Origin of the sequence: Aromatoleum toluclasticum ATCC 700605 (assembly GCF_000378245.1) — a bacterium.
In the GTDB taxonomy this organism is placed as follows: domain Bacteria; phylum Pseudomonadota; class Gammaproteobacteria; order Burkholderiales; family Rhodocyclaceae; genus Aromatoleum; species Aromatoleum toluclasticum.
The window spans coordinates 69,966-93,020 of record NZ_KB899504.1; the positions used below are offsets into that span (position 1 = coordinate 69,966).

Genomic DNA, 23,055 nt, shown 5'->3' on the forward strand with positions numbered 1-23,055 from the left:
CCATGAGCGCCATTACACGCGGGCTGACCAATCCATTCCGCAACAAGGCGCGCGCCATCGTGGTGGTGGCGCTGCTGTCGCTCGTGACGGGCTTTCTCGCCCTGTTGATCCAGGCGACGCTCGCGAGCCGCGACCAGATCGCAGCCATGGAGGGGCGCGTTCGCACCCTGATCGAGCTGCGCGAAGCGGGCGCCTTCGGCACCGGCGGCTTCGGTGGCGACCATCCCGTCGGCGAGGAGCATTTTTCCACCGATACGCTGGACGCGGTCGCGCGGATCCCGCATGCCCGCCACCTCGCGCGGGTCGATGAATACGTCTACCAACCCGAGGTCGATGCTTCGAAGAAGAACGCCTACGCGATGGTGATCGGCCTGCACCCGGGCGCGGCGCTGCGCGCCATCGGCGAAGTCGACTACGAGAACGCGCGCATCGCCACCGGCCGCAATCTCACGCCTGGCGACGCGGATGCCAACGTGGCGATTGTCGGGCGGCTGTATGCCGAGCAGCGTCTCGGGAGCGGGAAGCGCATCGTGCTGGGCGGGCGCCCGTTCGAGGTCGTGGGCACCTACACGACCACGAACGATTTCGGCGACAACCATGTGTTCATTCCGATCAACGCTTTCCGGGTGGTCTTCGACCCGGGCAAGAAGCTTTCGAAGATTTTCGTCACCGTCGACAACGTGGCGAATGTCGAACGCGTGGTGGAGGATCTGAAGAAGATTGCCGAAGCCGACGTCGTGACCGCGCCGGAGGCGGTCTCGACGGCCCGCACGACCCTGGGGACGCTCGCGGTGTCGAGCGCCTATGCGGCCATGCTCCTGTTCGCGATCGGCGCCGTCGTCATGGTGTTCATCATGGTGCTCAGCACGCGCGAACGCATTCGCGAGATCGGCACCCTCAAGGCCATCGGCGCCTCGAACCGCGAGATCGTGCTGCAGTTTCTCTCCGAGGCATTCGGCATGAGTGCGCTGGGCGCGGCCGGCGCATTGCTCCTTGCGCTGCCCGCCGCGCCGCTGTTGAGCAGGGTGCTCGGCGTGCCGATCGCACTTGACGCGAATGTGGTGCTGCTCGTTCTGGCCGGCTCCACCATCTTCGCCGCGCTCGGGAGCCTTTATCCCGTGTTTCGGGGCCTTCGCGCGAGCCCGGTCGACGCAATGAGGAGAACGGCATGACGATGGTGCGCATCGGCATTCGCAACCTGTGGCGCAGCAAGCTGCGGCTGGTTCTGGTGGCCGCCCTGATCGGCACGCCCTTTTTCCTGCTGCTGGTCATGCAGTCGATCGGCGACGCGGTCCAGCGGCAGACCGAGATCCTGAAACACAACGTGAACAACACCCTGCAGTTGCGCGCGCGCGGCTCGATGGGTCACGTCAACATGGTCGGCAACGAGGACATCCTTCCCCAGGACGCGCTCGCCAAGGTCAAGGGCGTCGAGCACGTCGCGAAAGTGGAGCCCTATCTCCTCGCAATGACGCCCACCGAAGGCCATAACTTCGCCATGGTCGTCGGCGTCGCCCCCGGCGACACGCGCCGGCTCGAGTCCCATGGCGAGGCGGGGAATCCGAAGATTCTCGCCGGCCGCGATCTCACCGACGCGGATCGCGGAAAACCTGTGGCGATCGTCGGGCAGGGGGTTGCCAAGTGGGCCGGGATCAAGCCCGAAGCGCTGGGCCGGGCGGCGCTGACGCTCGATCTCAAGCACACGCATCCTGTGATTTTCGCGCTCGACCGTGCGCCGGTGACCTTCACCGTCGTGGGCATCTATGCCAGCGGCTATGTCTTCGGCGACATGCAACTGTTCACGCCGCTCGACACTTTTCGGGAGGTCTACGGCGTGCCGGAGGGCATCTCCTGGCTCTACGTTCGCGCGGACTCGGCCGACAACCTTCCGGCGGTGGAGCGGCAATTGCGGGCGATGCTCGGCGATATCGCCGACATCATCTCGCCGACGACCGTTGCCGAGTTTCAGGCTACCGCGACCGCGGCGGTGCAGCGGCTTGCCAACGGCGGCACGGTGCTCTCGGCCGTGCTGATGGTGCTCGTCGTCTACTTTGTGATGTTGCTGGTGGTCCGCGAACGGGCGCGGGAGATCGGCACCCTCAAGGCGATCGGCGCGTCCGACGCGGGAATCGTCGCCAGTTTCCTGACCGAGGCGGTGCTGCTGTGTGCCGTCGGCGCGATCGCCGGCGCACTGCTTTTCGCCCTCTGGGGCGGCGCCTTGGCGCAACTGGTTTTCGGCTTGGGCGTCGGTCCTTTCCTGCCGGCGCAATACGGCAGCCTCGCCACCACCCTGTCGCTCGCGCCGCGATTCGACCCCTCGACCCTCGCAGTCCTTGTCGTGGCCAGCGTCGTCGCAGCGCTCGGGGGCAGCGCCTGGGGCATCCGGCAGATCATCAGACTCTCACCCATGGAAGCCATGCGTAATGAGTGATCGCAACGACCTGATCGTGCTCCGAAGGGTGAGCAAGATCTATCGCAAGGGCAATGAAAACGTCAGCGCCCTGGACGGCATCGACCTGGCGCTGCCCGCGCGAGGCATGTTCGCCGTCGTCGGCCCCAGCGGCAGCGGCAAGTCCTCGCTGCTCCACATCCTCGGCGCGATGGATCGCCCGACGGAGGGCGAAGTGAGGGTCGCTGGCCAAGTACTCAATTCGCTGCCCGAGGCGGGGCTCACGCACTTCCGGCGCAAGACGGCGGGCTTCGTGTTCCAGGGCTTCAACCTGATCCCCAACCTGAATGCCCTGGAAAACGTCATGCTGCCGATGGAATTCTATGGCGTCCCGGCCGCCGAGCGCAGGCAGAGGGCAGCCGCACTGCTCGAGCGGGTGGGGCTTGCCGCACGGCTCACCCATCGGCCGGGCGAGCTCTCCGGCGGCGAGCAGCAGCGGGTGGCCATCGCCCGCGCGCTCGCCAACGATCCACCCCTGCTGCTGGCCGACGAGCCCACCGGCAACCTGGACTCGAAGACCGGCGCGATGATCTACGAGCTGCTCAAGGAGATTGCCCGCGAGCGCACCGTCGTGGTGGTGACCCATGGCGAGGCGCTGGCAGCCCTGGCCGACCGCGTGCTGCACTTGGCGGACGGGCGGCTGGCCACGAACAACCTGGAGAGGACGACTCATGTCTAAGTTTTCACTGGGGAGCACCGCACTGGCGGCGTTGCTGGCGCTACCGCCCCAGCCGGCATGGAGCCAGCAGGCGCTCGAAGGCAAGGTGGTCGGCACCCGGCTGACCCACTGCGATTTCAAGCCGGGCGGCTGCGCCGGCACCCTGACCCTGGAGGCCACGGGAACCACGAACCCGGTTGAGATCGAGGTCCCGCTCGGCACGCCGATCCGGCAAGGCGCCGGGCAGGTCTATCTGCCGGCGCTGAGAGGAAAAACGGTGAGCGTGGTCCTCGCCGTGGACAAGGCGGGCAAGACGGCCCGCTCGATCGATGTAAAGGGGGAGAAGCCATGAAACGGGAATTCCCGCCCCAGCCGGCAGCGCAAGGGCTGACGGTCGGCAAACTCGCTCGGCTGGCCCAGGTCAGCGCCGACACGGTGCGCTTCTACGAGAAGGAAGGCCTGCTGGCGCCGGCCCGCAAGAGCGCCGCCGGCTACCGCCTCTACGGCGAGGACGCGGCGCGCCGGCTGCGCTTCATCAAGCACGCCCAGGAGTGCGGCTTGTCGCTCGCCGAGGTGCGCGAGCTGCTGACGCTGCGCACCGCCGAGAACGCCTGCTGCACCGACGTGAAGAGCGTCGCCGTGCACAAGAAGCTCGTCATCGAGGCCAAGATCAGGACCCTGCAGACCATGTCCCAGGCCTTGAGCGAGCTCATCGCCCGCTGCGACGGGGGCGAGCTGCCGTTGGATGCGTGCGCCATCCTCGCCGCGCTGGAGGCGGCCGAGCCGCGGCGCGCCCCCCAGGAGGCTCCGACGCCATGATCCGGGTGGAGATCTTCTCAACACCGGGCTGCGACCGGTGCGCCCGGGCGCGTCAGACGCTGAAGGCGGTCGCTGAGCGCCTGGAGGCGGTGAGCTGGCGCGAGGTGGACGTCCTGTCCGAATTGGACTACGCGGTCGAGCTGGGCGTGCTGACCCCGCCGGCCATCGCCATCGACGGCGTGCTGGTGTTCCCGAGCCTGCGCGCGCCCGAGCGCCTGCTCGCCGAATTGCGGCGCCGCCTGGAGCGGGCGGACAACGGTGGAAGCCCGCTCTGATGGATATCGAGAACCTGCGGCAGACCCTGGAGCAGGCGAATCTCGCCTCCCTCGCGGCCGGCTTTGCGATCGGCTTCCTGTTCAGCTTCAACCCGGTGGCCCTGGCCGCGATTCCCGTGTCGCTTGCCTATGTCACCAAGGCCCGGGCGCCGGGCCAGGCGGTGGCCTACGGGGGCATGTTCATCCTGGGACTGTTGGCGACCCATCTTGCCCTGGGCGCGGCCGCCGGCCTCGGCGGCAATGGCCTGCAGCGCCTCATGGGACGGGAGTGGGGCTTGGTGCTGGGTCCGCTCCTGATCGTGCTGGGACTGTTGTGGCCCGGCTGGCTCAGGCTGCCGCTGCCCGCCATCGACCTGCGAGCGAAGCGCGCCGCCACCGCCTGGGGCGCCTTCGCCTTGGGCGCGTCCTTCTCGGTGGCGATCTGCCCCTTTTGCACACCAGCACTGGCGGTCCTGCTCGGGATCGCGGGCGGCATCGGCTCCGCCTGGTTCGGTGCGGTGCTGTTGCTCGCCTTCGCGCTCGGGCGCTCTGTGCCCATCATCCTCGGTGCCTGTGCGGTGGGCTGGCTGGAAAGCTTATCGGCCTTGAGGAAATACCAAAAGGCTTTCGAGCTTGTTGGCGGCATCCTGCTCATTCTCTCCGGCCTGTATATGCTCAACGCCTATTTCGCCGTTCTCCCCGGTCTGGCAGTTTGAAGCAGTTTGCTTCCGACTGAAGATGTCTCGGCCCCAGTATGGTCGTAGCAGCCGCACGACGGACAGGGCGAACAACTCGGCTAGTGCAACCGCCGCGACGGACCAGTGCTCGCTGAGAAAGGCGCCGGCGGTCATCCCGGCCGGAGCGGCGGCGAGAATCGGCAGATGGCTGGGGCAGTCGAGCGCGACCCCCTCCAGGCGGAACGCGGCCGTGACCGCTTCGCCGATGGCCGGGTCTTCGCGGAAGAACAGCGTGCTGCGCGCCCGGATCGTCACCCGGCTACCGAACCGCGCGAATGCCTGCGTAAGTTCCAACCGCCACCTCCGATGAACCAATCACCGCCAGGCGCTCGGGGATCGTGTCGCTCGCGAGGGCCTCGGGGACGTCGAGGCAGACGCCAGCGAAGGGCGAGCCAAGCTTGCAATCGTGCCCCGGTGGTTGATTTCACCACAAAATCGTACTCAGGCGTGATAATCCGCGATTATCCCGTGTCAAAATCAGCGCTCCAATTTGCTTGCGCTCATTGCTAGTAGTATGTATCGGCGTACCATGTAATACAGTACGAAAAATCAGGGGGCGCCATGGCCAGAAGCGGGATCTACAAGTCCGAGGTGGTGCGGGCACGCGACGCGTTGCGCGCGCAGGGGCGACATCCGTCGATCGACGCCATTCGGGTCGAACTCGGTAACACCGGCTCGAAGGCGACGATTCACCGCTATCTGAAGGAAATCGAAGAGGAAGAAGGCGGGGCCAGCGGCACGCAGGTTGCCGTGAGCGAAGCCATCCAGGATCTGATCGGCCGGCTGGCCAGCCGCTTGCACGAAGAGGCCGACGCCCGGATCGCCGAGGCACGAACCCGCTATACCGCCGAAATTGCCCAACTCAAGGACGGGCTCCAACAGCAACGCGAGGAGGGTGAAGCACTCAAGATGCAGTGGCAGCATACCGAAGCCCTGCTGAGCGAGGAGCGTGACCGTCATCGCCAGACGGCACACACGCTGCAACAGGAGACCGTGCAGCGCGCACAGGCCGCGCAGCAGGTTGCCGATCTTCAGTCACAACTGGCGCAAGGCGAGCAGCATCGGCAATCGCTGGAGGACAAACACCGGCACGCGCGTGAAGCGTTGGATCATTTCCGGCAGGCGGCCAAGGAACAACGCGACCAGGAGCAGCGTCAGCACGAACAGCAGATTCAGCACCTGCAGGCCGAACTGCGGCAACTGAATCAGACGCTCGGAACCAAACAGGATCAACTGACCGGGATCAGCCGGGACAACGCCCGCCTGGCGGCCGAGCTGTCGCAGGCCCATGCGCAGCTTCACCAGATTCAGACGGAGGCGCGATCGCTCCGCGACGAATTAGGGGTAGCCAAGGAAGCGGAGCAACGCGCCGAGGCATTGGGCCGGCGCCTGGCGGAGCAGGAACTACGGCTTGAGGATGTGTTCCGCGGCAAGAGTGCGCTCGAAGCCACGCTCGCCGAACAGGCCGAACGTCGTCAAGCATTGGAAATCGAGCTTGCGGCCGCCCGGGCGTCCTTGGCGATACAGGAGAAAGTGATGGCAGATTTGCATACACGGCTCCCGCGTCAGAGCGGCCGCAGGAAACGGAGCGGGCAACAGGACGAAGTCGCGGGCGTCAGCGTCGTCGAGAAAATCGCCACGCCCAACAATCAATGATTCTATCTATTAAACATAGGCTTACAGCTCGAAAGTCCTAATTTTTGCTTCATCCCGGAGCCAGCCCTACAGGAAAAGGTGGTAGCGGACATGCACGCACAGCTACTACGTGCCGGCGGACGCAGAAAACGAAGTGGACAACGGGATCACAACGCGGGAGCCGGCGAGAATGCCGCAACGCCCGATGCACCGTAATTGCACGTTAAGAACCTGTGCTTTAAGAGCTCGAAGGTCCTAATATTTGCGTCATCCCGCGCCACCTCATACTCGCCGGCAACATCAGCCGCCTGCGCTATTACGCCTCGCGAAGGACACACAGCACAGCGTTTGCCGCTCGCGTGGTCGCTTTCGGCGAGCGCTCAATCGAATCGTGCGGCATGCGGCAGACGGAGGACCGGTAAGACGCCGATGGTGATCGTTCAGGATATCGTAGCCCAGAGGACGAAAGTGACCCTGACCAAAGCGGAACTCATACAAAAGCTCGTCGAAACGGTCGGACTAAACAGACGCGAAGCGGCGGAAATGATCGACGCCTTTTTCGCGGAGATCGGCTCAGCCCTGGCATCAGGCGAAGACGTCAAGCTGTCGGGTTTCGGCGGATTTCACCTGCGCGAGAAGGGCGAGCGGCCGGGGCGCAATCCACGGACGGGGCAGAAGGCGATCGTCGCGGCACGACGTGTCGTGACGTTTCACCCCAGCCAAAAGCTCAAACTCGCCGTGAGTCCGTCGGCGTCCGGTCATTTGAACTCGACCAGCTCGGCCGAACGCGAACACCCGTCTGCAGCCCGCCGGCCGGCGGAGGTCGCGGAGCCGGTTCTAACGCGGAGGGGCTTAGGTGGGCAGCTTGTGCAACGCGAACCGTTTGCGGCGATACATCGCGAACCGGATGGCGGGAACGCATGACTCGCCGAGCGCGGAAAATATGGGTTAGCGGCCGGCGTCGACGGCTGTTAGGCCACGCGGATTCACAAAGTAAGCGCAACGCCGCACGAAATAGGAGGGCGAGCTGAGATACTCCTTGCATCCAATTCCCGCCAAGAAAAAGGATGCAACGATGCATAAGTACCACCAGCTCACCCAAGAAGAACGATACAGCATGACGGCGTTGATGCGCAGCGGATGTTCGCAGGCCGAGATCGCGCGCGAACTGGGGCGTTCGCCGAGTACGATCAGCCGAGAGTTGCAACGCAATTCCACCCGGCATGACGGCAACTATCGCGCGCAAAAGGCGCAGCAGTATGCGGTGGCGCGACGACGCCGTTCGCGTCGGACGTCCTGGTTCAGCGCGGAGCAAATGCAGCAGGTGGAACAGCTGCTGAAAAGGAAATGGAGCCCAGAGCAAATTTCGGCGTCGGTGAAGGCCGAAGGCGTGTGGACGATCAGTCACGAGACGATCTATCGGCACATCCTCAAGGACAAGAAGGCCGGTGGAACGCTCTACCGGCACACGCGGATCATGCCCAAGCAACGACGCAAACGGTACAACAGCAAGGATTCGCGCGGCGTGCTTGCGGGTAAGCGTCACATCACGGAACGTGAGAGCGCGATCGAGCACCGCCTGAGGGTCGGGCACTGGGAAGGCGACACGGTGATCGGTCAGGACAAGCATCACTGCATCCTCACGCTGCTCGAGCGCAAATCAGGCTACGCCATTATCAAGAAACTAACCGCGCGCACGGCCGCGCAAGTGACTACTGCCGCTACGCTCGCCATCACCGAGCACGCTGCCAAGTTCCATACCCTCACGCTGGACAACGGCACCGAGTTCCATGACTACAAGACACTTGAAGCGCGCTTTCCCTTGCTCTGCTACTTCGCCACGCCGTACCACTCGTGGGAGCGCGGCAGTAACGAGAATCTGAACGGCCTGATCCGGCAATACATCCCAAAAGGCGTCTGCATGAAAAATCTAACCCAGCACGAATGCGATCAAATCGCGCATGAGCTGAATATCCGGCCGAGAAAAAGACACGGATATAAAACGCCGCTGGAGATTTATCATGCGTCCTGAGAACTATTGCACTTCAACGTTGAAACTACGCCATTGTTTGCCATCCTTTAATAAGGCTATGTCCCAATTACGTGTTGAAGGCTAGGCTGTAAGCAGGCGTCCGTTGCGGGAGTCTGATCATGGATACGCAAGCCTTCCAACATTTGTTGGCTCAGTTGAGCGAACTTAGCGGCAAGCAGAAGTCCCTTCTCGTGGCGGCACTTCATGAGCCGCCGCGTCGGAACGATCTTGAAGGCGCTGTGCCGGATCTGCAGAGGTGCCCTCATTGCGGCGCGCCATCAGCGCAATTGGCCTCGTGGGGCTGGAGTCGCGGGTTGCGCCGGTATCGTTGTAGGGCGTGTGGGCGCACCTGCAATGGCTTGACCGCCACGCCGCTGGCACACTTGCGTAAAGCCGATTGCTGGCGAAGTTATGCCGATGCTCTGATCCGTGACCTGACGGTGAGGCAGGCGGCCCGACACTGCGGAATCAGCAAGAACACGGCCTTTCTGTGGCGACATCGCTTTTTGCAGGCAGTGGCCGAACATCGCGATGAGCATGAGAACGGTATCGTCGAAGCCGACGAGACGTTCTTCCTGGAGTCCTTCAAGGGGCAACGTCACTTGCCCAGAGCGGCGCGCCGACGAGGCGGTGTCGGGGCGACGCGCGGGACCGGTAAAGACCAGATTCCCGTGATGATGGTGCGAGACCGTGAAGGGCACACCGCCGATTTCAAGCTGACCCAACTCGATGCCGCGCACGTGCAGGACGCACTGCAGCCGCTGATTGATCGAGAGTCAGTCTTATGTACCGACGGCGCCGCCGTCTACGCCGCCTTTGCGCGACGCTGTGGCATCACCCATCGGGTGGTGCATGCCAAACCTGGGCAGCGGGTCCGCGAGGGCGCTTTTCATATCCAGAACGTCAATGCCTATCACAGCCGCCTCAAGAACTGGATGGCACGCTTTCACGGCGTCGCCACCAAGTACCTCGTCAATTACCTCGGTTGGCGACGCATGCTGGAGCGCTACCGAGACGCGATCCGACCTGCGTACTGCCTGCAAGAAGCGGTCGGACGTGCCATGCAACACGTAATTGGGACATAGCTTTTAATAACGGCTCGCGTGCTCAAAGTATCCGAATGCGCTCCGCGGCCCGCAATTCCGACCGTCGCGCCGGCCTTGAGCCGGCACCCGAATGGTCCGCGCGGTTGCCGTCGTTGCAGTGACGCCATCCTGATCCTCCGGTATCCGGGGCTGCACGCGAGGGTAACGGAGAATTGCGCCGGTTGGGACGTTATCTGGAGTAGTTGTAGATCAACCAGTTACACGCGATATGTACAGTTTTTCGCCTCATCCCGGTCATAGCCCTTAAGGGCGCTCGGCGCGGCTATTGTATGGTTCGTTGTGCCAATCGCGCCGTTTGCGATGCGCTTGGCCTTCCTGGGCGTGCCCGGGTGATGCGGGTATGTCGTTCAAATGTTCCGATACACCAAGACGTTACGATAACTTCAGGGCAAGAATGCGACGCGTGCTGCTGCAGAGGCCGGCCCCGCGGGCACAACGAACCAGACAATAGGTCGTAACCGAGCGAGTACGGAGCGCCACGCCGCGATCGTCGGTCGCACGCTAGGCGTAGGCACCGGACAGCATCTGCGCCAAGAGCTGCTCGAGCACCCTGAATCCCTCGAGCGTGTCGGTGAAGGCGGCAGGACGTCGCCCACCCAAGGCCGGACAGGGACTGGCGAGCCAGTCCCCGACCCAATGTGGCGCATCAAAGGGCGCGTGCTGACTGGTGGTCCTCACCATGTCGTCCGCGACCTCGATCAGTCGCAGGAAGGCAAGGATGCGTTCGCTCTGTTCGGTGGTGAGCCGCTTACCCTTCAGCGGCGCAGCGACAGGTGAGTGGGCGGCGAGTTGAAGCAGTTCGATCAATTCGGGCATGGAGCGACCGACGGCCGTCGCGATCTCGACGAGCGCGATAGACTCGATTCCGGCACGCAAGGCGTTGATCCTGTCCATGGGATCGAGACGAATCAGCGCCCGCAGATCGAGCACGGGGCGCTTCTGACTTCCCGCTTTGTGTCGCGGCCGGATCGCGGACATCGGGTGCATGGAGGACTGGGGCTGAAAGGAGCAGTCTAACCGAACCGCGCTGCCGCCGGTCCCGGGTAAGTGCGCTCCGGGCGCGGAAACCCAGCGAGCGCTCGTGGGGCCGATCGTTGCAGTTCCCCCTTCAGGCACGGGGCGGCCGACGGTGGAAAAGGCAACCGATTGGGATCCGAGAATGCGTGTCAGCCCTCGCGAAAAATCGGGTACTTTCCCCTGTCGTTGCGCCGTCTCGCAGCCGCCTCCATCCGTGCGCGATCCTCGGCCGCCAACACCGGCACCGGTTTGCCCGAAAGCGCAAACAGCCGCCCGTTCGGCGCGTCGGGGTCAGCCCGTTTGGCGAGTTTGGCGATGCTGAGTTTCAAGGACGTATCCTGCGCGGGGTGTCGGTTGCGGAGAAGAGCATACCAGTCTGCGGTGCCGGATAGCGGCCGGCTATCGCTGCCAGCACGCCTCCATACACCATCGTCTGAGCGTAGCGCGATAGTCGAAGAGGGTACAGGCCGGCGCGAGAATCGCCTGACGGCAGTGCGAACCGGCAACACTGGGCGCGATGTCCGAATCGGGGCGGGCCTTTCAAGCACGCCTCTGTTGTCACTATGCGGGCAGCTGCGGCCCGACTCGCCGGTCAAATCTACGGGGCGGACGACATCCGTCGGGAGCGAATTGAACGATCACCGATGCGGGCCATCGCGCCCGAACGGAGGATAGAGCGGTCGAGGCCTATGAGCAGCCCCAGGCGCTCGGGCCAGCGATGCGAGCTACCCGCAATCCGCGCGGGGACCGACATGCCGGCACGTACGCACCACCGGCACGGCACGCCGGTGTCCGGTTGGCGCGATGGGTCGGTGTGGGGAGGGCAACGGTGTGCTTCCTTGTGCAATTGTGTGGTCGCGTGTGCCACGTCGGCGGCATTCATCCCCCAGAAGACCTCGATCTCGCGGTTGCGCTGTCCGGATCGCTCCCACGGGACGAGCGAGATTTGTCTATGTTTTTCGATTAAACAGCAACTTACGATCGCTTCCGGCAGAGGTGGCGTGCGCACGGCCAATAGGGGCGGCCCCACCGGTGTCGGCACATGGAACCATACAATAGCGCCCACGCTGTCCATGGCCACAAAAGGTCACCCCATCCGCCATGCGATGTCGGTCCGGTGCCCGGCGACGACGGCGTTCCCCGCAGAAGGCGTGACTGGCTAGGTCGCTGGGCGATCGCGATCGAGCTTCAAGAGGTCAGCGGGCGGGCAGTCGAGCGCCTCGGCAAGGCGCAGGATATTCAACAACGCGATATTGCGTTGCCCACGTTCAACACCCCCCAGATAGCTGCGGGCGAGCCCGCTCTCGAGTGCAAGACGCTCTTGCGACCAGCCACGCGCGCGCCGCAGGGCCGCCACCCGTTGCCCGAACAGGAGGAGCGGATCGCGAGGCGGCGTTGCGACAGTCGACAGCATCGCGCGATGCTAGGAAGTCGTGCACTATCGGGCCACGCTCTATGAGTGACAATCGGGCGCAATGTCACCTATAGTGCGCTTCGTTCCCGATTCTCACGCTGCAACCCATGAAGTTTCAGATCGACCCACGCGTCGCGCATCTGACGGCCGCCCAACTGACTGCGCTGACCGGTCGCTACCACGCGGGCGAGCGTGCGATCGACCTCGTTACCGAGTATCAAGTCCGCTGCGCGCCCAATCAGCTTTACCGGCTTCTCCCACCGACGGTCCTCCGCGATCGCCAATGCGACATTTGCGGTGCGCCCTTGATTCAGGTTCGCCGTTCGCGTCCCGACGCAACCGGGCCTGGCAACATCGTCTGCTCGGTGTGCGCGCATCGCGCCGACGGACCGTGCGGATGCGCCGTCTGCAAACGAGACCGGAGCGAACAGCGGCAACGTGAGGTGATGCGCTGCCGGGCCGAGCAGGAAGCGTATTGTTGCGCCCGCTGGAGCTATGCGGAACGGGTGCGGGCGCCGGACGATCTGACATTCGCCGAGGCGGTCGCGCTGCTGTCTGTCGTGCGTTGCGGAGGCTGGCGCGCCAACGAGACCGTCGGTGCGGTCGGGTATTCCGCGGTCCCGCTCGCCCCGGCGGGAGAACTGGGCATGCAGCTCCTGACCTCGCTCATCAGGGCGGGCGTGATCGCCCCCGATCCGGATTCACCGATGGAGGCGTTCACCGCGAGCGATGACGATCTGCCCGCGTTTCCCTACGTGACGTACTGGCGCATCCTGACCCCTTCGCCGACGGCGCTGGTCCGGCGCATCGAGCATTTGGCGGAACCGGGGGAATGGCCACAGACATGGCGCGATGAACTGGGCGACATGCAGCTGGCGCTTGCCCTCGCGGAATGCCGCGAGTTCGCGGACTATTGCCTGTTGGAGCGGGGCTTGCCCGAGGCGCCGGAGGTTGCGTCCGAGGCGCTTTTCCAGAACCTCCTTCGCGACTTTTCCGTGGCGCAGTGCTTTCGGATCATCTGGGCGGGGGCGCATGCAACGTCCGATTTTCTGGTGCGCAAGCGGGCCAACCGTCGCCACGCTGCGAATTACTTTATTGGCGCGTGCCAGCGCTGGGCGGATCGAGCGCGCACGGAAGCATGGACGATCAAACCGGGTTTTCGCAACAACAATTATCGGCGTTCCCAGCTCAGTCATGTCTTGTATGACGTCTTTCTCGGCATCGGCGAGAAGGGCTTCATTGAGCCGCTGGGCGTGTAGGCGGCCTGGGTCGCCGCGGGGGCGAAGCGGGCGAGCTCCGTGGGGGACACGCCCCTTGGACGCAGTTTGTCATCAAACGCCGCCGGCATGGGCTAGATGGATGAGCGTTGTTCTCGCGTCGGCGCTTGTCCCGGAGCGGATCGGGTTTGGTTTCTTGTCGGGGCTGTACGGCGTCACGCGTGGTCGCGACGGCGGTATCGTTGTCGCAGACGTCGGTGTCGATGCCGACCTTGTCCGACACCTTCTGGCTCGCCGCGGAATAGTAGCCCTCGTTCCCTCCGGAGACCGTCGTCGCACTCATCTCGCACTCATTGCGGGTGCGCGAAACGGAGGGCATTCTGTTCGGAACCCGGTTCGTCAATGCCGATCCCACCACCTACCTTATGCAGGTGCGCGGCGATCGGGGCACGCGAAGGGGCGCGCGAAGATCGTGTCCCGCGACGTGGTGTAAGAAGGGTTCGGCAGGTCATCGGATTCAGTTTGGCACCAGCGCGTGTCAGGCGGCCACGGCGGACAGATTGACGTTGGGATTGTCGCTAACCTCGGCCAGGGCTTCCCCACATCATGTATCGACGTTGCAGCGCCCATTTGTCGTTCTGCTCGAGCAACAAGGCGCTGACCAGCCTGTAGCTTGCTGCCTCGGTGGGGAAAATACCCACGACGTCGGTGCAGCGCTTGATTGCGCCATTCAGGCGCTCGATCGGGTTGGTGGAGTGAATATTGGTGTGATGCCCTTTGGCATGTCGCCGACCGAGAAAGAAAACACACGCTTCCGTGACAACGTACGACCACAAACAGTGGCAACTGCGGCTACGGTATCAGCTCATGCATCGTGCGGCATCGACCATCATCACAGGCAATCAGTATCGCGCGGCGGCTGCGGTGCTCGCGATTCATTCGTTCAGCGAAGCGCGCGCCGGCTGGCCGGACTATCAGGCGTTCGCACGTCTGTTCGGGGGCGACGCGGCGCTTGGCGCCATCCAGCGTCTCGGCGTGGCTTCGAGCATTCTGCTCTTTGGCGTGTGGGTCGTTGGCAATCCTGCAATCTTGAACAGCTCGCGCATCTTGCCCAAGCGACGCGCCAAAGCGGGTCGTTTCGCGTATCGTGCCGAAATCGGAGGAGCACATGAGCGAGTTCAGAACCATCAAAGAACTGGTCATTGCGGCCTGCCAGTCGGAAGGCGGGTTCCCCTCGTACGACACCCTCACGTCCCTCGTCCGCCGGCACTTTCCATCGAGCAAGTGGCAGAAGACCCATTACGCCTGGTACAAGTCCAAGATCAAGGGCGGGGGAATCGAAGTCCCCGGCCTGACGCTTGATCCGATTTCCGTCGCGGAGAACGAGGATGCGGATACCGAAGCCGAGGAAGCGGTCGAGGCGAGCATCTCGCTCGAGCGGGATCTCCATGCGTACCTGGCGTGCCGACTGCATGAGGTCGAGCACGGGCTCGAACTCGTCCCGGGCGGTATCGAGTACCAGACGCCCGCGGGACGGATCGATCTTCTTGCCCGGGACGCCGCCGGCGTCCTGGTGGTCGTCGAGCTGAAGGCCGGGAAGGCGAAAGACGCCGCGCTCGGGCAACTCCTGGGGTACATGGGCTCTCTGTGCGACAGGGAACTGAACCTCCGCGGGATCCTCGCGGCGTCCGACTTCGATCAACGGGTGGTGCTCGCCGCGAAGGGGCTCCCGAACGTCAAACTCGTCAAGTACCAGCTCTTGTTCGCGTTCCGGGACATCGACGCGAGCGGGCGCGGCGCATCGGGAGATGCCGCCCTCGAACTCCCTCAGGAGCACGTTCGCGGGGAAGAGGGCGCGACGAATGCGTGATCCCCTCGTTGGCTTCGCCTGGGACGCGCTGCATGAGCGATATGACGCCATGTGTTCGCGCTTCCAGCCGCACTCGCCGCACCTCGAAGGCCTTGGCGCACAGGTCCGTTCGGATCGCGCGCTCTATCATGTTCTCTGTTCCCGCTTCCGGTCATCCGAACGCCTTCCAGGGCTCGAACTCTACGAGGCGATGCTGTACTGGAAGCTGTACGCGATTCCCCAGGCACTCGGAAACCTGCGCTCGTTCATCCGTGCAAACCAGGAGCAGCGGGCGCACGCGGCGGGACGGTTCGCGGCACTCGTCGCCGCAATGCCGTCAGCGATCGAACGAGACGTCGACGAGATCGTCCGGCTGATCGAGCACATCGGCTCCTTTGACCTTCCCGGGATGAAATCGCCGACGGCGCTCCCCATGCGTACGACGTTCCTGCATTTCCGTTACCCGACGGTGGTGCCCATCCTCGACAGGATGGTGCTGCAGGCCGTCGGGGTGTGCGAAGACGACGCCAACCACGACATCCGCGTGCTTCGCGAGTACGTGCCGTTCGCCTGGGACCTTGCCGAACGCCATTTATCCGCACTGAGCGGATTTGCCGAGAGTCAGGTCCGGCTCATCGACATGGCACTTTGGATTGTCAGAGGCCAGGAGCGTCATCGATTAAGAGGCTGCGCGGCATAACGGGGAACGGATGGGGACGGGTAGGAGAAGGTGCCGCGATCGAATGTGAAGGCTCGAGGCGAGTCCGCTCCCGGGAGATTGATTGCCGTCCTCATCAATGTCGCTCTGACGAAGAACTCCGCGCTATGCTCCCAGTTTGCCGAGGTACGGCAACACGAGCGGTCCGACAGATTTCGCGAGCGACCACACCTCTTCGCCGAACTTCGTCACCTTTTCGAGGTTATCGCAAACCTCGGCAGTCTTCTTGATGGCGTCGCTGGCTTTGGCGAGCACGCTCTGCGCAGCCTCCGAAGCCGTTTCATGTTCGGCCTCGACACGGGTTCGTTCCACAGTGTATGCCCCGGCGACTTTCTGGAGCGCGTCCTTCACCGGCCTGGTGCCTTGGATGCCGTAGATGCGGAGCGCGGCGCGGATCGTGTGCAACTGCCGCCGAATGAAGTCGCGCAGGAATGGAGACATCTCGGTGTTCTGCAAAGTCTGCTCGAGCGACGCGATCTCCTCGCGCAGGGCGGCGAGATCCGCCGGTGGCATGTCGCCTTCATCCTCATCCCTGAGCACCCAAGCGGCCCATGCGAACCCTTGCCTGCACTCGGGCGGCTGGATATTGCCGCGGTGACCGTTCCACGACGAGTGAAGGAGGCCGGGCGAAGCCACGTTCTTGAGCCGATCAAACCCCGGGCTCGTCAGTTCCGGCGGAACGCCGTGCTCCGTCAATCGCATGCGCGTGAAGTCGATCTGCTGCCGGACAGCCACGAGACAACTCGTGACGTCGTCTTCAAGCTGCGGGGTGTTGATTTCGAGATCGAACACCACGGCCCAGGTATTCGTCATGGTCTGGTCCTTCTGCTGCCGAATGAGCGGGTCGTAGATCGAAAGCAGTCGTGCGGCCGGATTCATACGGATGGCGGAAGTCGGGTTGGAAGCAAGATAGTACAGACAAGGAGCGGTCGTTGGGGGCGGAGCGGGGGGGCGTGCGTCCCGGTCAGCGCATTGTCAGCGGGGCGCCGGGACACCACACCCACAGGGTCGCCGTGGGTGTCAAGAAAGGAACCATGCGGCATATCGGGCGCCGCCTTGGACCGACGTCTGCACGTCGGTCGGCGGACGATCGCCCAAGGAACGAAGATACGCGGCCGCCTTCGATGCCGCGTCCGCGGCGGTGAAGATCGCCCTGCGGGGGAGTGTTCGAGGGGCTCGGGCGAGGGCACGATATACGCGGCACGGGGGGATCTGTCCCGGGCGCGGCGGAACGCTGCCCCGAGTTCAGAGGCTGGTATCCGAAGGATGCCAAGGGCCCCGAGGACCGCCTCAAGCACTACGCCGCGCACTTCGCGCGGGTTCTCGTACGCACTCCTTGTTGCGCAGCCACGCCAGGAGATCGCCTGCTTGCTTGTCTGTGCCGTATGTGAGGTGTAATAGGAGCCGTACCGGACTTGCGATCGTTCTTCCGCCTTCATATCGAGAGCCGCCGGATTGCGTGACGGATAACCTACTCCAGCATTCGGCCTGGTTCATTCCGAGTTACTTTCGCAACTCTCGGACTTCATCGCCGCTCTTGAAGCGCACGCAGGTTGATTCCGCGGTTTCGCCGCGGGGGCGTTCGTGCTCACAGGCTTGCGTCTTGTTGAGCGGAGAGGGCGTCGGGCGCGTACTCAACCGGTGTCGGGGCATCGGTCCGTGAGTCTGCCGCCGGCACGGCCGCGCTTGCCATCGGGCGGCTTTCGGAGGGGGCTTTGAGCTTGGCTTGCCGCTTGTCGAATTTCTGCGCGGCGGTGGCGAGTGCCTCCATCGCGCCGCCGTTCGCGAGCCACGCCTCGACCCACTGCGGCCTGCGGCCGCGCCCGGACCAAGCGAGTTCCTTGTTGGAGGGATGCCGATATTTTGCCGGCAATGGAACTCGTGCGGCGGGAATGGCCTTCGAAGGAGCCTTCGGCGGTTTGGTCTGAGTTGCGCCGGACGCCCCTACGAGCTCGTCGAGCGACAAGCCGTGCTCACGTGCCATCTTCTGCAATTTCTTGAGCATCGACGCCTTCCCTGCCGACTCCTGCTTGGCGATTTCCTTCGCGATGCGGGCGCTGAGTTGCTTGAGCTGCGGGAGGGTGTAGCTGCTGAGATTCTGGGTCATATCGGTCCGAGATGCTTCGGCTGGTGGGGTACATGGGAATTCAAATGATGCCACGGGTACGGGAACGACGGTGCAGCACTTGCAGAACGCGGTCATGTCCGTCACATGGCCGGTTTCCGCACCATGGCGATTGCAGAACGCATGTCAATGCGCCGGCGTGGTTCTTTGCACACAAGTCGAGTTTTTGCGCTGCAACAGGCGGTTGACTTGATCGACGGCGGTCCTATACTGCAGCGCAGTATGACGAACGCACCCGGCTTCCCGATGCGGGTGCCATTGATGATTCGACCGATCTCACCAAGGAAATTGACGATGAACGCCTCTGCCGCCCGCGAGCAGTTCGCCTCCGCCAACCAGGCCAGCGTGGAAATTCTGACGACTCTTGCCAACAAGGCTTTCACCCAAGTCGAGCGCCTGACCGAGCTGAACCTGAACACCGTCCGCTCGGTGCTGGAAGACAGCGTTGCCGCCACGAAGACCGTGCTCGCGGTCAAGAACCCGCAGGATCTGGTTGCGCTGCAAGGCACGTTGGCTCAGCCGATGCTTGATAAGGCGGTCGTCTACGGTCGCGGCGTGTATGAAATCGCTGCGGATGGCCAGCAGGAAATCGCGAAGCTTTTCGGAGTGCGAGTCGCTGAGCTGAACAAGACCTTCACCGACACGCTGGACAAGGCCGCCGAGTCCGCTCCGGCTGGTTCCGAGGCCCTGTTCGCGGCCTTCAAGTCGGCCGTCGATGCCGCCAACAACGTGTTCGACAGCGTCAGCAAGGCGACCAAGCAAGCGACAGAGATCGCCGGAGCGACCGTGACGGCAGCGAGCACCGTGGTCAAGGGCGCGTCGTCCAAGGCAGGATCGTCCAAGAAATCTGCCTGATCGCATACGGCATGGACTGAGCTGAACTGAATCGCTCGCGCAATATTGCCGCCCTTGCAACACCGGGCGGCATTTTTTTGTCCACGCGCGCGCGCATTCCCGAGGCTCAACGCGATGAGCGGCCCACGCTGCGTCGACGCGACATTCAGCGCGGTGCCCCTCGTCTTGCTGCATCGCCGCCGCCCTCGAGTGCTGCGGGACCGTCTCAGGCCACGTCGTAGAGGATACCGGCGTGGAGGCAACTGCAGTCGCAGCAGCTTCTTCACAGCAGGTTTGCCGTTCGCCCCTGGCGCGCATCGTCCAACGTAGCGTTTGAGGCAGCTGAGTCACCTCGGCGCGGATACTTGCCGAAAAAAAATTAGCGGCTCGGCCGGTCGGGCGGCTTCGTATCGCGCGTGGCAAGCCAAATGCCTCCTAACGCGACGCACGCTTCGACTACAGATCCGGATGCGCAGTCGTTCGCAAATCTCACGGCGCGGAAGCGCGCAATTTGCGCACATGAGCTACATCCCGATGGAGAACCGCAACGGTCTCGTCGTCGATGTCGACCCGCCGTAGCGACTTACACGAACTCCTCACGGTCGTTCAGGGCACTGCGCGTTGCACGATGCGCAGCAGCTGCCGGGCCAGTTTCGTCTGACGGTCTCTTGCCCGTGCCGACCGCACCTTTGAGCTTGTTACTGCGGTGAAACACCACGACGCGCCGCGCGCGGACCACGGCCGTCTCGCCCGTCTTCGGGTTACGCCCCGGGCGCGCGCCTTTTTGGCGCAACTGGAAGCTGCCAAACCCAGACAGCTTGACATCCTCGCCGCCCGCGAGCGCCGCGGCAATCTCCTCGAAAAAGGCTTCGACCATTTCGCTTGCTTCGCGCTTGTTGAGGCCGATGGCGTCGGCGATGCGTTGGGTCAGATCGGCCTTGGTCAGGGTCATGGTGGGGCGGTTCGTGCGGTTTGGAAAAACGGCGAGGGCACCTCACAGTCGATGCCCGGACAGGGCGAAGTTTACTCCGCCTTGTCGCAGCCGATACAGCCGCTGTAATGACGGAATGCGGCCAGCGCGTCTGCGGAAGTATGCACGGCACCCCCGTGCCCCTTGTCCGCTGACGTTACACGCTCAGCGCGTCCAGAATGTGTCTTACCACATCGGGATCGTCGAGATAGCCCACGATCCCGTGACGATTGGCGGTGTGATTCTTGACGGTGGGATTGTTGTCGATCGCTGGTACGACGGGGAAGTTGGTCGCATCCAAGGAGTGAAGCGCTACGACATCGCGGCGGTCGAAGGCGTTGTACCAAGCCTGGACGGGGGGCGGAAACCGAAGGGGCCGCAACTGGTCGCGGATGGCGCGGATCCCGAGTGGCGAGCCGACCGTGACGAACAGGGGGATATTGAGCGACCGACGGTCGGACCGCAGGATATTGTAGGCGACCACCGAGCCTAGCGAATGGCCGATGACCACCGTGGGTGCCTCGGTCACCTGACTCGCAACGATGCGGTCGATCTCGTCACGAACGCCTGCGCGGGTGGTGTACAGGAAAACATCCCGAGTGAAGAGCTCGAGCGCACTTTGGCTCATGCCACCCCCATGCTTGTCGATCGCGCGCAGAATCGCCTGCACCCATTCCCAATTGAGTGGTCCTTTCTGCCTGGGATTGGGCCCGTATTCGGCATCGACCAACTCGTCGGAGATACCAGCGCTCTGACGCACGCTCTCGGCGATTTCCGCCTGAAAGGCGAGGAAGTCCTCGTCGATGGCTGCGCCCCGCGTCTGAACATCCGCCGTCAGCGGGATGTCGTACTGTTCGGTGAATGCTTCCAGGGCATCGCCGTAGAATGGCAGCACCACCTCGATCCCGACCGGCAGCGCGTGGCCGAGTGTCCGTGCGCCGCGACGCAACGCATCCATCCATTCCGCTCGCAGAGCAGCGGGATCCTTACCCTGCTGACTGCGTCCGTGCACCAGGACAAGCCTCGTGACGTTCCCCGCGGCAAGGGCCGCGCGCGACATGGGCAGCACACCCGCGATGGCGAACGCCAACGCCGACTGCAACATGTGCCGGCGATTCGCCGTGTGTTCGGTCGATCCACTCGAGCACGGCCTGCCGCATGCGCTCGTTCGAGACTCCTCGGCGTTCATCGCAGCCTCCCTTCCAGAAGTGCCCGGGTGAGGATCTGCATGCCGCCTGGAGCGAAGGTCGTCCACAATGCGGGGCGAAGGTAATCGCGTGCGGCGTCGACTTCAGGCGGCATGCGCACGCCCCGGGCCCGGATCAGGTTCCATCCCTGGGACAATAGCGGGCAAAATGGGACAGGACCGTAGGCGTCGTTGCGGCGGCTTCCAGAGAGCGCCCCGGCCAGCATCGCCACGTCTAAGAGATCCGTCCGCAAGTCGTCCCGCATGAAGCCGAGCACCGACTCCACCTGATCGATCAGGTCCGCGTCGGAATAAGCATAGGCCGCGTACAGACCGAGCGTCGGGTCGATGCCCTTGAGGATGCGAATGGTGTCGCCGAACTGTCTCGCTCTTGCGGTCCTGCTCTTTCGTTCGCCTTCGATCCGAAACAGGCCGAATCGGGCGGTGGTGGCGATGGCTGCATGCAGTTCGTTGATGCGCGCGCGATGCTGTTCGTAGTCGGCCCACCGCCAGTTGTTGCGCGACGGAACGTAACTCACATTGCTCACGCCCCCGGCGCCGACGACCACGTTTCCGATGTAGCCCTCAAGCGCGGCGACAACGGCGCCCGATCCGTCGGAGAAGCCGAGCGCCACACTGCCGGCGGCCATCCCCGCAGGCTCGACGCGGACAAGCGCCGCCACTGTATGCCCGTCGCCCTGGGTCAGGACCTGTACACGCATCTTCGGATTGCAGATCGCCAGTGTCACGCGCGCACCGGAGACGACAAAGCCGGTTTGTGTCTCGAATTGTCGGGTTTCCGGGGCCCCGAGGATCGCATCCTGCGCCGTGGTGAAACCGATTTCGGCAGCGGTGTGGGCGATAGTGCCCTCCGGCAACCGCGGCAGGGCGGCCGTGAGAATGCCTGCGCCGACGCGCTTGAGCGCGAGGCCGGCGACATCGACAATCGTTGGCACATCTGGTGGAGCGGGGGATGGTTGCGGTGCCGGGACCGTCACCCGGCCAATAAAGGTTGTCTCACCCGATGTCACGTAGGCATCAGGAATCTGGCGAAGTTTGATCGACTTGGCTTCGGCCTTCCTGCGGACCTCGCGCTCAAGATAGGATTTGAGCATATTATTGGGCACCACTCGCATGCCGTTCACGGTGCGCACCATCGTGTCGTCGGGACGTTCGAAGGCGCCGAGGAAGCACGCGGTATAAATGCCCTCGTAGGCGGCGACACTCTCCTGGAGTGCGACCTCGAAGGCCGGGTCACCCGGCAGGGCCGCAAGGAACTGGTCGACGTCCGCGCGCACGTCGCGAGCGACGCCCCGATTCGGGAAAATCAGGCTGCCACGCACGCGTCCGGTGCCGAGACTATCGGGAGTGGAGCGGCAAGCATCCGAGATGAAGACCACATTCGGGATCGCCGACTCCCTCGCGAGCTCGACGCTTTCGCGCAGGCTGACGGCTTCATTCGGGTTGTCGGGTGCTTTCGAAAGCAGCCAGTGTTCGGAATAGCCGCTGAGAAAGCCGTGGCCGGAGAAGTAGATCACCAACTGGTCGAGCGTGCCGCGTCCGACGAACTCCTCGATGACATCGAAGATCTCGCTTGCTCTGACGGGCTTACTATCGTCGACGAGGCGTCTCACCTCGAAGCCTTCGGCTTCGAGCCAGTTCGCGACGCTGCGGGTTCCGGACGTCACCCCATTGAGCACCGGCAGCTTGCCCGCCTTCTTGACGCCAATCACGACAGCCGCCCGCCGCTTGTGGCCGCCAGTCTGTGCGAGAACAGGCCAGGCCGCGAGCATTCCGGCCGTGGTGACGCCCATTGCAAGAAAATCGCGCCGTCTCATTTCGTTCCCTTGATGATCGTCACGTCTGTCCTTGGGGGGGCGCTACGATCGGGTGATGTCCCGTCCGATGCGTTTGCAGCCGGCGAACGTTCACCGATCCGTGAGGAGCCACCGACGGGCGGAGGAACCATTTGCCATAGTTCATCGTAGGATCCCGCACGCCGTTCGTCGAGTTCGCACAAGGGGATACACCGCAC

At 63.8% G+C, this 23,055-nt stretch carries 24 protein-coding genes and 3 pseudogenes; 16 read left to right on the forward strand and 11 right to left on the reverse strand.

Annotation, left to right across the window (positions count from 1 at the left end):
- Positions 1-2 precede the first annotated feature (2 nt).
- The 7 genes from F464_RS0120280 to F464_RS0120310 are packed head-to-tail and all read left to right on the forward strand — an operon-like array spanning position 3 to position 4,896.
- Positions 3-1,172: an ABC transporter permease gene (locus F464_RS0120280; protein WP_018991688.1), complete on the forward strand. Its 1,170-nt coding sequence runs from the start codon at positions 3-5 to the stop codon at positions 1,170-1,172.
- Complete coding sequence (locus F464_RS0120285) at positions 1,169-2,431, forward strand: ABC transporter permease (RefSeq protein ID WP_018991689.1); 1,263 nt, start codon at positions 1,169-1,171, stop codon at positions 2,429-2,431. Before F464_RS0120280 ends, F464_RS0120285 begins: the two co-directional genes overlap by 4 nt.
- The gene (locus F464_RS0120290; RefSeq protein ID WP_018991690.1) at positions 2,424-3,128 is read left to right on the forward strand and encodes an ABC transporter ATP-binding protein; all 705 of its coding nucleotides are present in this window, start codon (positions 2,424-2,426) and stop codon (positions 3,126-3,128) included. Before F464_RS0120285 ends, F464_RS0120290 begins: the two co-directional genes overlap by 8 nt.
- Entirely contained in the window at positions 3,121-3,459 is a 339-nt protein-coding gene (locus F464_RS0120295; RefSeq protein WP_018991691.1) for a hypothetical protein, read from the forward strand. Before F464_RS0120290 ends, F464_RS0120295 begins: the two co-directional genes overlap by 8 nt.
- Positions 3,456-3,926 carry a heavy metal-responsive transcriptional regulator gene (locus tag F464_RS0120300; protein WP_018991692.1) on the forward strand — a complete coding sequence of 157 codons (471 nt, stop codon included), beginning with the start codon at positions 3,456-3,458 and terminating at the stop codon, positions 3,924-3,926. The genes F464_RS0120295 and F464_RS0120300 overlap by 4 nt, the downstream gene beginning before the upstream one ends.
- The gene (locus F464_RS0120305; protein WP_018991693.1) at positions 3,923-4,201 is read left to right on the forward strand and encodes a glutaredoxin domain-containing protein; all 279 of its coding nucleotides are present in this window, start codon (positions 3,923-3,925) and stop codon (positions 4,199-4,201) included. The genes F464_RS0120300 and F464_RS0120305 overlap by 4 nt, the downstream gene beginning before the upstream one ends.
- The gene (locus F464_RS0120310; protein ID WP_018991694.1) at positions 4,201-4,896 is read left to right on the forward strand and encodes a cytochrome c biogenesis CcdA family protein; all 696 of its coding nucleotides are present in this window, start codon (positions 4,201-4,203) and stop codon (positions 4,894-4,896) included. Before F464_RS0120305 ends, F464_RS0120310 begins: the two co-directional genes overlap by 1 nt.
- Here the strand turns inward: F464_RS0120310 and F464_RS32135 are convergent.
- Positions 4,777-5,172, reverse strand: coding sequence for a hypothetical protein (locus F464_RS32135; RefSeq protein ID WP_456297547.1), 396 nt, complete (start codon positions 5,170-5,172; stop codon positions 4,777-4,779). The two genes, F464_RS0120310 and F464_RS32135, sit on opposite strands and share 120 nt — an antisense overlap.
- A 306-nt stretch (positions 5,173-5,478) precedes the next feature.
- Here F464_RS32135 and F464_RS0120315 point away from each other — a divergent pair, with 306 nt between their 5' ends.
- From F464_RS0120315 to F464_RS29155, 4 genes and pseudogenes are all read left to right on the forward strand, one after another.
- A complete protein-coding gene (locus F464_RS0120315) occupies positions 5,479-6,573 on the forward strand; it encodes a DNA-binding protein (protein ID WP_018991695.1) in 1,095 nt (364 codons plus the stop codon).
- A gap of 408 nt (positions 6,574-6,981) precedes the next feature.
- Positions 6,982-7,293: pseudogene (locus F464_RS31705) on the forward strand (integration host factor subunit alpha); the annotation flags it as partial.
- A 334-nt stretch (positions 7,294-7,627) separates the two neighbouring features.
- On the forward strand, positions 7,628-8,584 hold the full coding sequence (locus tag F464_RS0120325; RefSeq protein ID WP_026296177.1) for an IS30 family transposase: 957 nt from the start codon (positions 7,628-7,630) through the stop codon (positions 8,582-8,584).
- 119 nt (positions 8,585-8,703) lie between these two features.
- Positions 8,704-9,669, forward strand: coding sequence for an IS1595 family transposase (locus F464_RS29155; RefSeq protein WP_040395604.1), 966 nt, complete (start codon positions 8,704-8,706; stop codon positions 9,667-9,669).
- A gap of 522 nt (positions 9,670-10,191) precedes the next feature.
- On the opposite strand, the gene F464_RS29160 is transcribed toward F464_RS29155, so the two are convergent.
- From F464_RS29160 to F464_RS0120350, 3 genes are all read right to left on the reverse strand, one after another.
- Complete coding sequence (locus F464_RS29160; RefSeq protein ID WP_018991699.1) at positions 10,192-10,620, reverse strand: antitoxin Xre/MbcA/ParS toxin-binding domain-containing protein; 429 nt, start codon at positions 10,618-10,620, stop codon at positions 10,192-10,194.
- A 236-nt stretch (positions 10,621-10,856) separates the two neighbouring features.
- Positions 10,857-11,036 (reverse strand): hypothetical protein, encoded by a 180-nt coding sequence (locus F464_RS0120345; RefSeq protein ID WP_018991700.1) that lies wholly within the window; start codon positions 11,034-11,036, stop codon positions 10,857-10,859.
- A gap of 830 nt (positions 11,037-11,866) precedes the next feature.
- Positions 11,867-12,121, reverse strand: coding sequence for a helix-turn-helix domain-containing protein (locus F464_RS0120350; protein ID WP_018991701.1), 255 nt, complete (start codon positions 12,119-12,121; stop codon positions 11,867-11,869).
- Between the two features lie 107 nt (positions 12,122-12,228).
- Here F464_RS0120350 and F464_RS0120355 point away from each other — a divergent pair, with 107 nt between their 5' ends.
- Entirely contained in the window at positions 12,229-13,380 is a 1,152-nt protein-coding gene (locus F464_RS0120355; protein WP_018991702.1) for an MDR/zinc-dependent alcohol dehydrogenase-like family protein, read from the forward strand.
- A 496-nt stretch (positions 13,381-13,876) separates the two neighbouring features.
- On the opposite strand, the pseudogene F464_RS30545 reads toward F464_RS0120355, so the two are convergent.
- A pseudogene (locus tag F464_RS30545) lies at positions 13,877-14,111 on the reverse strand (transposase); the annotation flags it as partial.
- Positions 14,112-14,154: 43 nt separating this feature from the next.
- Between F464_RS30545 and F464_RS32100 the strand changes: the two are divergent.
- From F464_RS32100 to F464_RS0120370, 3 genes and pseudogenes are all read left to right on the forward strand, one after another.
- Positions 14,155-14,406 (forward strand): annotated as a pseudogene (locus tag F464_RS32100) (DUF6946 family protein); the annotation flags it as partial.
- 100 nt (positions 14,407-14,506) lie between these two features.
- Complete coding sequence (locus F464_RS0120365) at positions 14,507-15,208, forward strand: endonuclease NucS domain-containing protein (protein ID WP_018991703.1); 702 nt, start codon at positions 14,507-14,509, stop codon at positions 15,206-15,208.
- Positions 15,201-15,887, forward strand: coding sequence for a hypothetical protein (locus tag F464_RS0120370; RefSeq protein WP_018991704.1), 687 nt, complete (start codon positions 15,201-15,203; stop codon positions 15,885-15,887). Before F464_RS0120365 ends, F464_RS0120370 begins: the two co-directional genes overlap by 8 nt.
- Before the next feature lie 123 nt (positions 15,888-16,010).
- Here the strand turns inward: F464_RS0120370 and F464_RS0120375 are convergent, their stop codons facing one another.
- From F464_RS0120375 to F464_RS29165, 3 genes are all read right to left on the reverse strand, one after another.
- Complete coding sequence (locus tag F464_RS0120375) at positions 16,011-16,784, reverse strand: hypothetical protein (RefSeq protein ID WP_018991705.1); 774 nt, start codon at positions 16,782-16,784, stop codon at positions 16,011-16,013.
- A 411-nt stretch (positions 16,785-17,195) separates the two neighbouring features.
- Positions 17,196-17,402 carry an XRE family transcriptional regulator gene (locus tag F464_RS32105; protein ID WP_408605237.1) on the reverse strand — a complete coding sequence of 69 codons (207 nt, stop codon included), beginning with the start codon at positions 17,400-17,402 and terminating at the stop codon, positions 17,196-17,198.
- 91 nt (positions 17,403-17,493) lie between these two features.
- On the reverse strand, positions 17,494-18,108 hold the full coding sequence (locus F464_RS29165; RefSeq protein WP_232429003.1) for an H-NS histone family protein: 615 nt from the start codon (positions 18,106-18,108) through the stop codon (positions 17,494-17,496).
- Between the two features lie 216 nt (positions 18,109-18,324).
- Between F464_RS29165 and F464_RS0120385 the strand changes: the two genes are divergently transcribed.
- Complete coding sequence (locus F464_RS0120385) at positions 18,325-18,885, forward strand: phasin family protein (RefSeq protein ID WP_018991707.1); 561 nt, start codon at positions 18,325-18,327, stop codon at positions 18,883-18,885.
- A gap of 562 nt (positions 18,886-19,447) precedes the next feature.
- Here the strand turns inward: F464_RS0120385 and F464_RS0120395 are convergent.
- The 3 genes from F464_RS0120395 to F464_RS0120405 all read right to left on the reverse strand — a co-directional run bounded on the left by F464_RS0120395 (position 19,448) and on the right by F464_RS0120405 (position 22,858).
- On the reverse strand, positions 19,448-19,816 hold the full coding sequence (locus tag F464_RS0120395) for an integration host factor subunit alpha (protein ID WP_018991708.1): 369 nt from the start codon (positions 19,814-19,816) through the stop codon (positions 19,448-19,450).
- 175 nt (positions 19,817-19,991) lie between these two features.
- The gene (locus F464_RS29170; protein ID WP_157353987.1) at positions 19,992-21,023 is read right to left on the reverse strand and encodes an alpha/beta hydrolase; all 1,032 of its coding nucleotides are present in this window, start codon (positions 21,021-21,023) and stop codon (positions 19,992-19,994) included.
- Positions 21,020-22,858 (reverse strand): caspase family protein, encoded by a 1,839-nt coding sequence (locus F464_RS0120405; RefSeq protein ID WP_084600558.1) that lies wholly within the window; start codon positions 22,856-22,858, stop codon positions 21,020-21,022. The genes F464_RS29170 and F464_RS0120405 overlap by 4 nt, the downstream gene beginning before the upstream one ends.
- Positions 22,859-23,055: the final 197 nt, after the last annotated feature.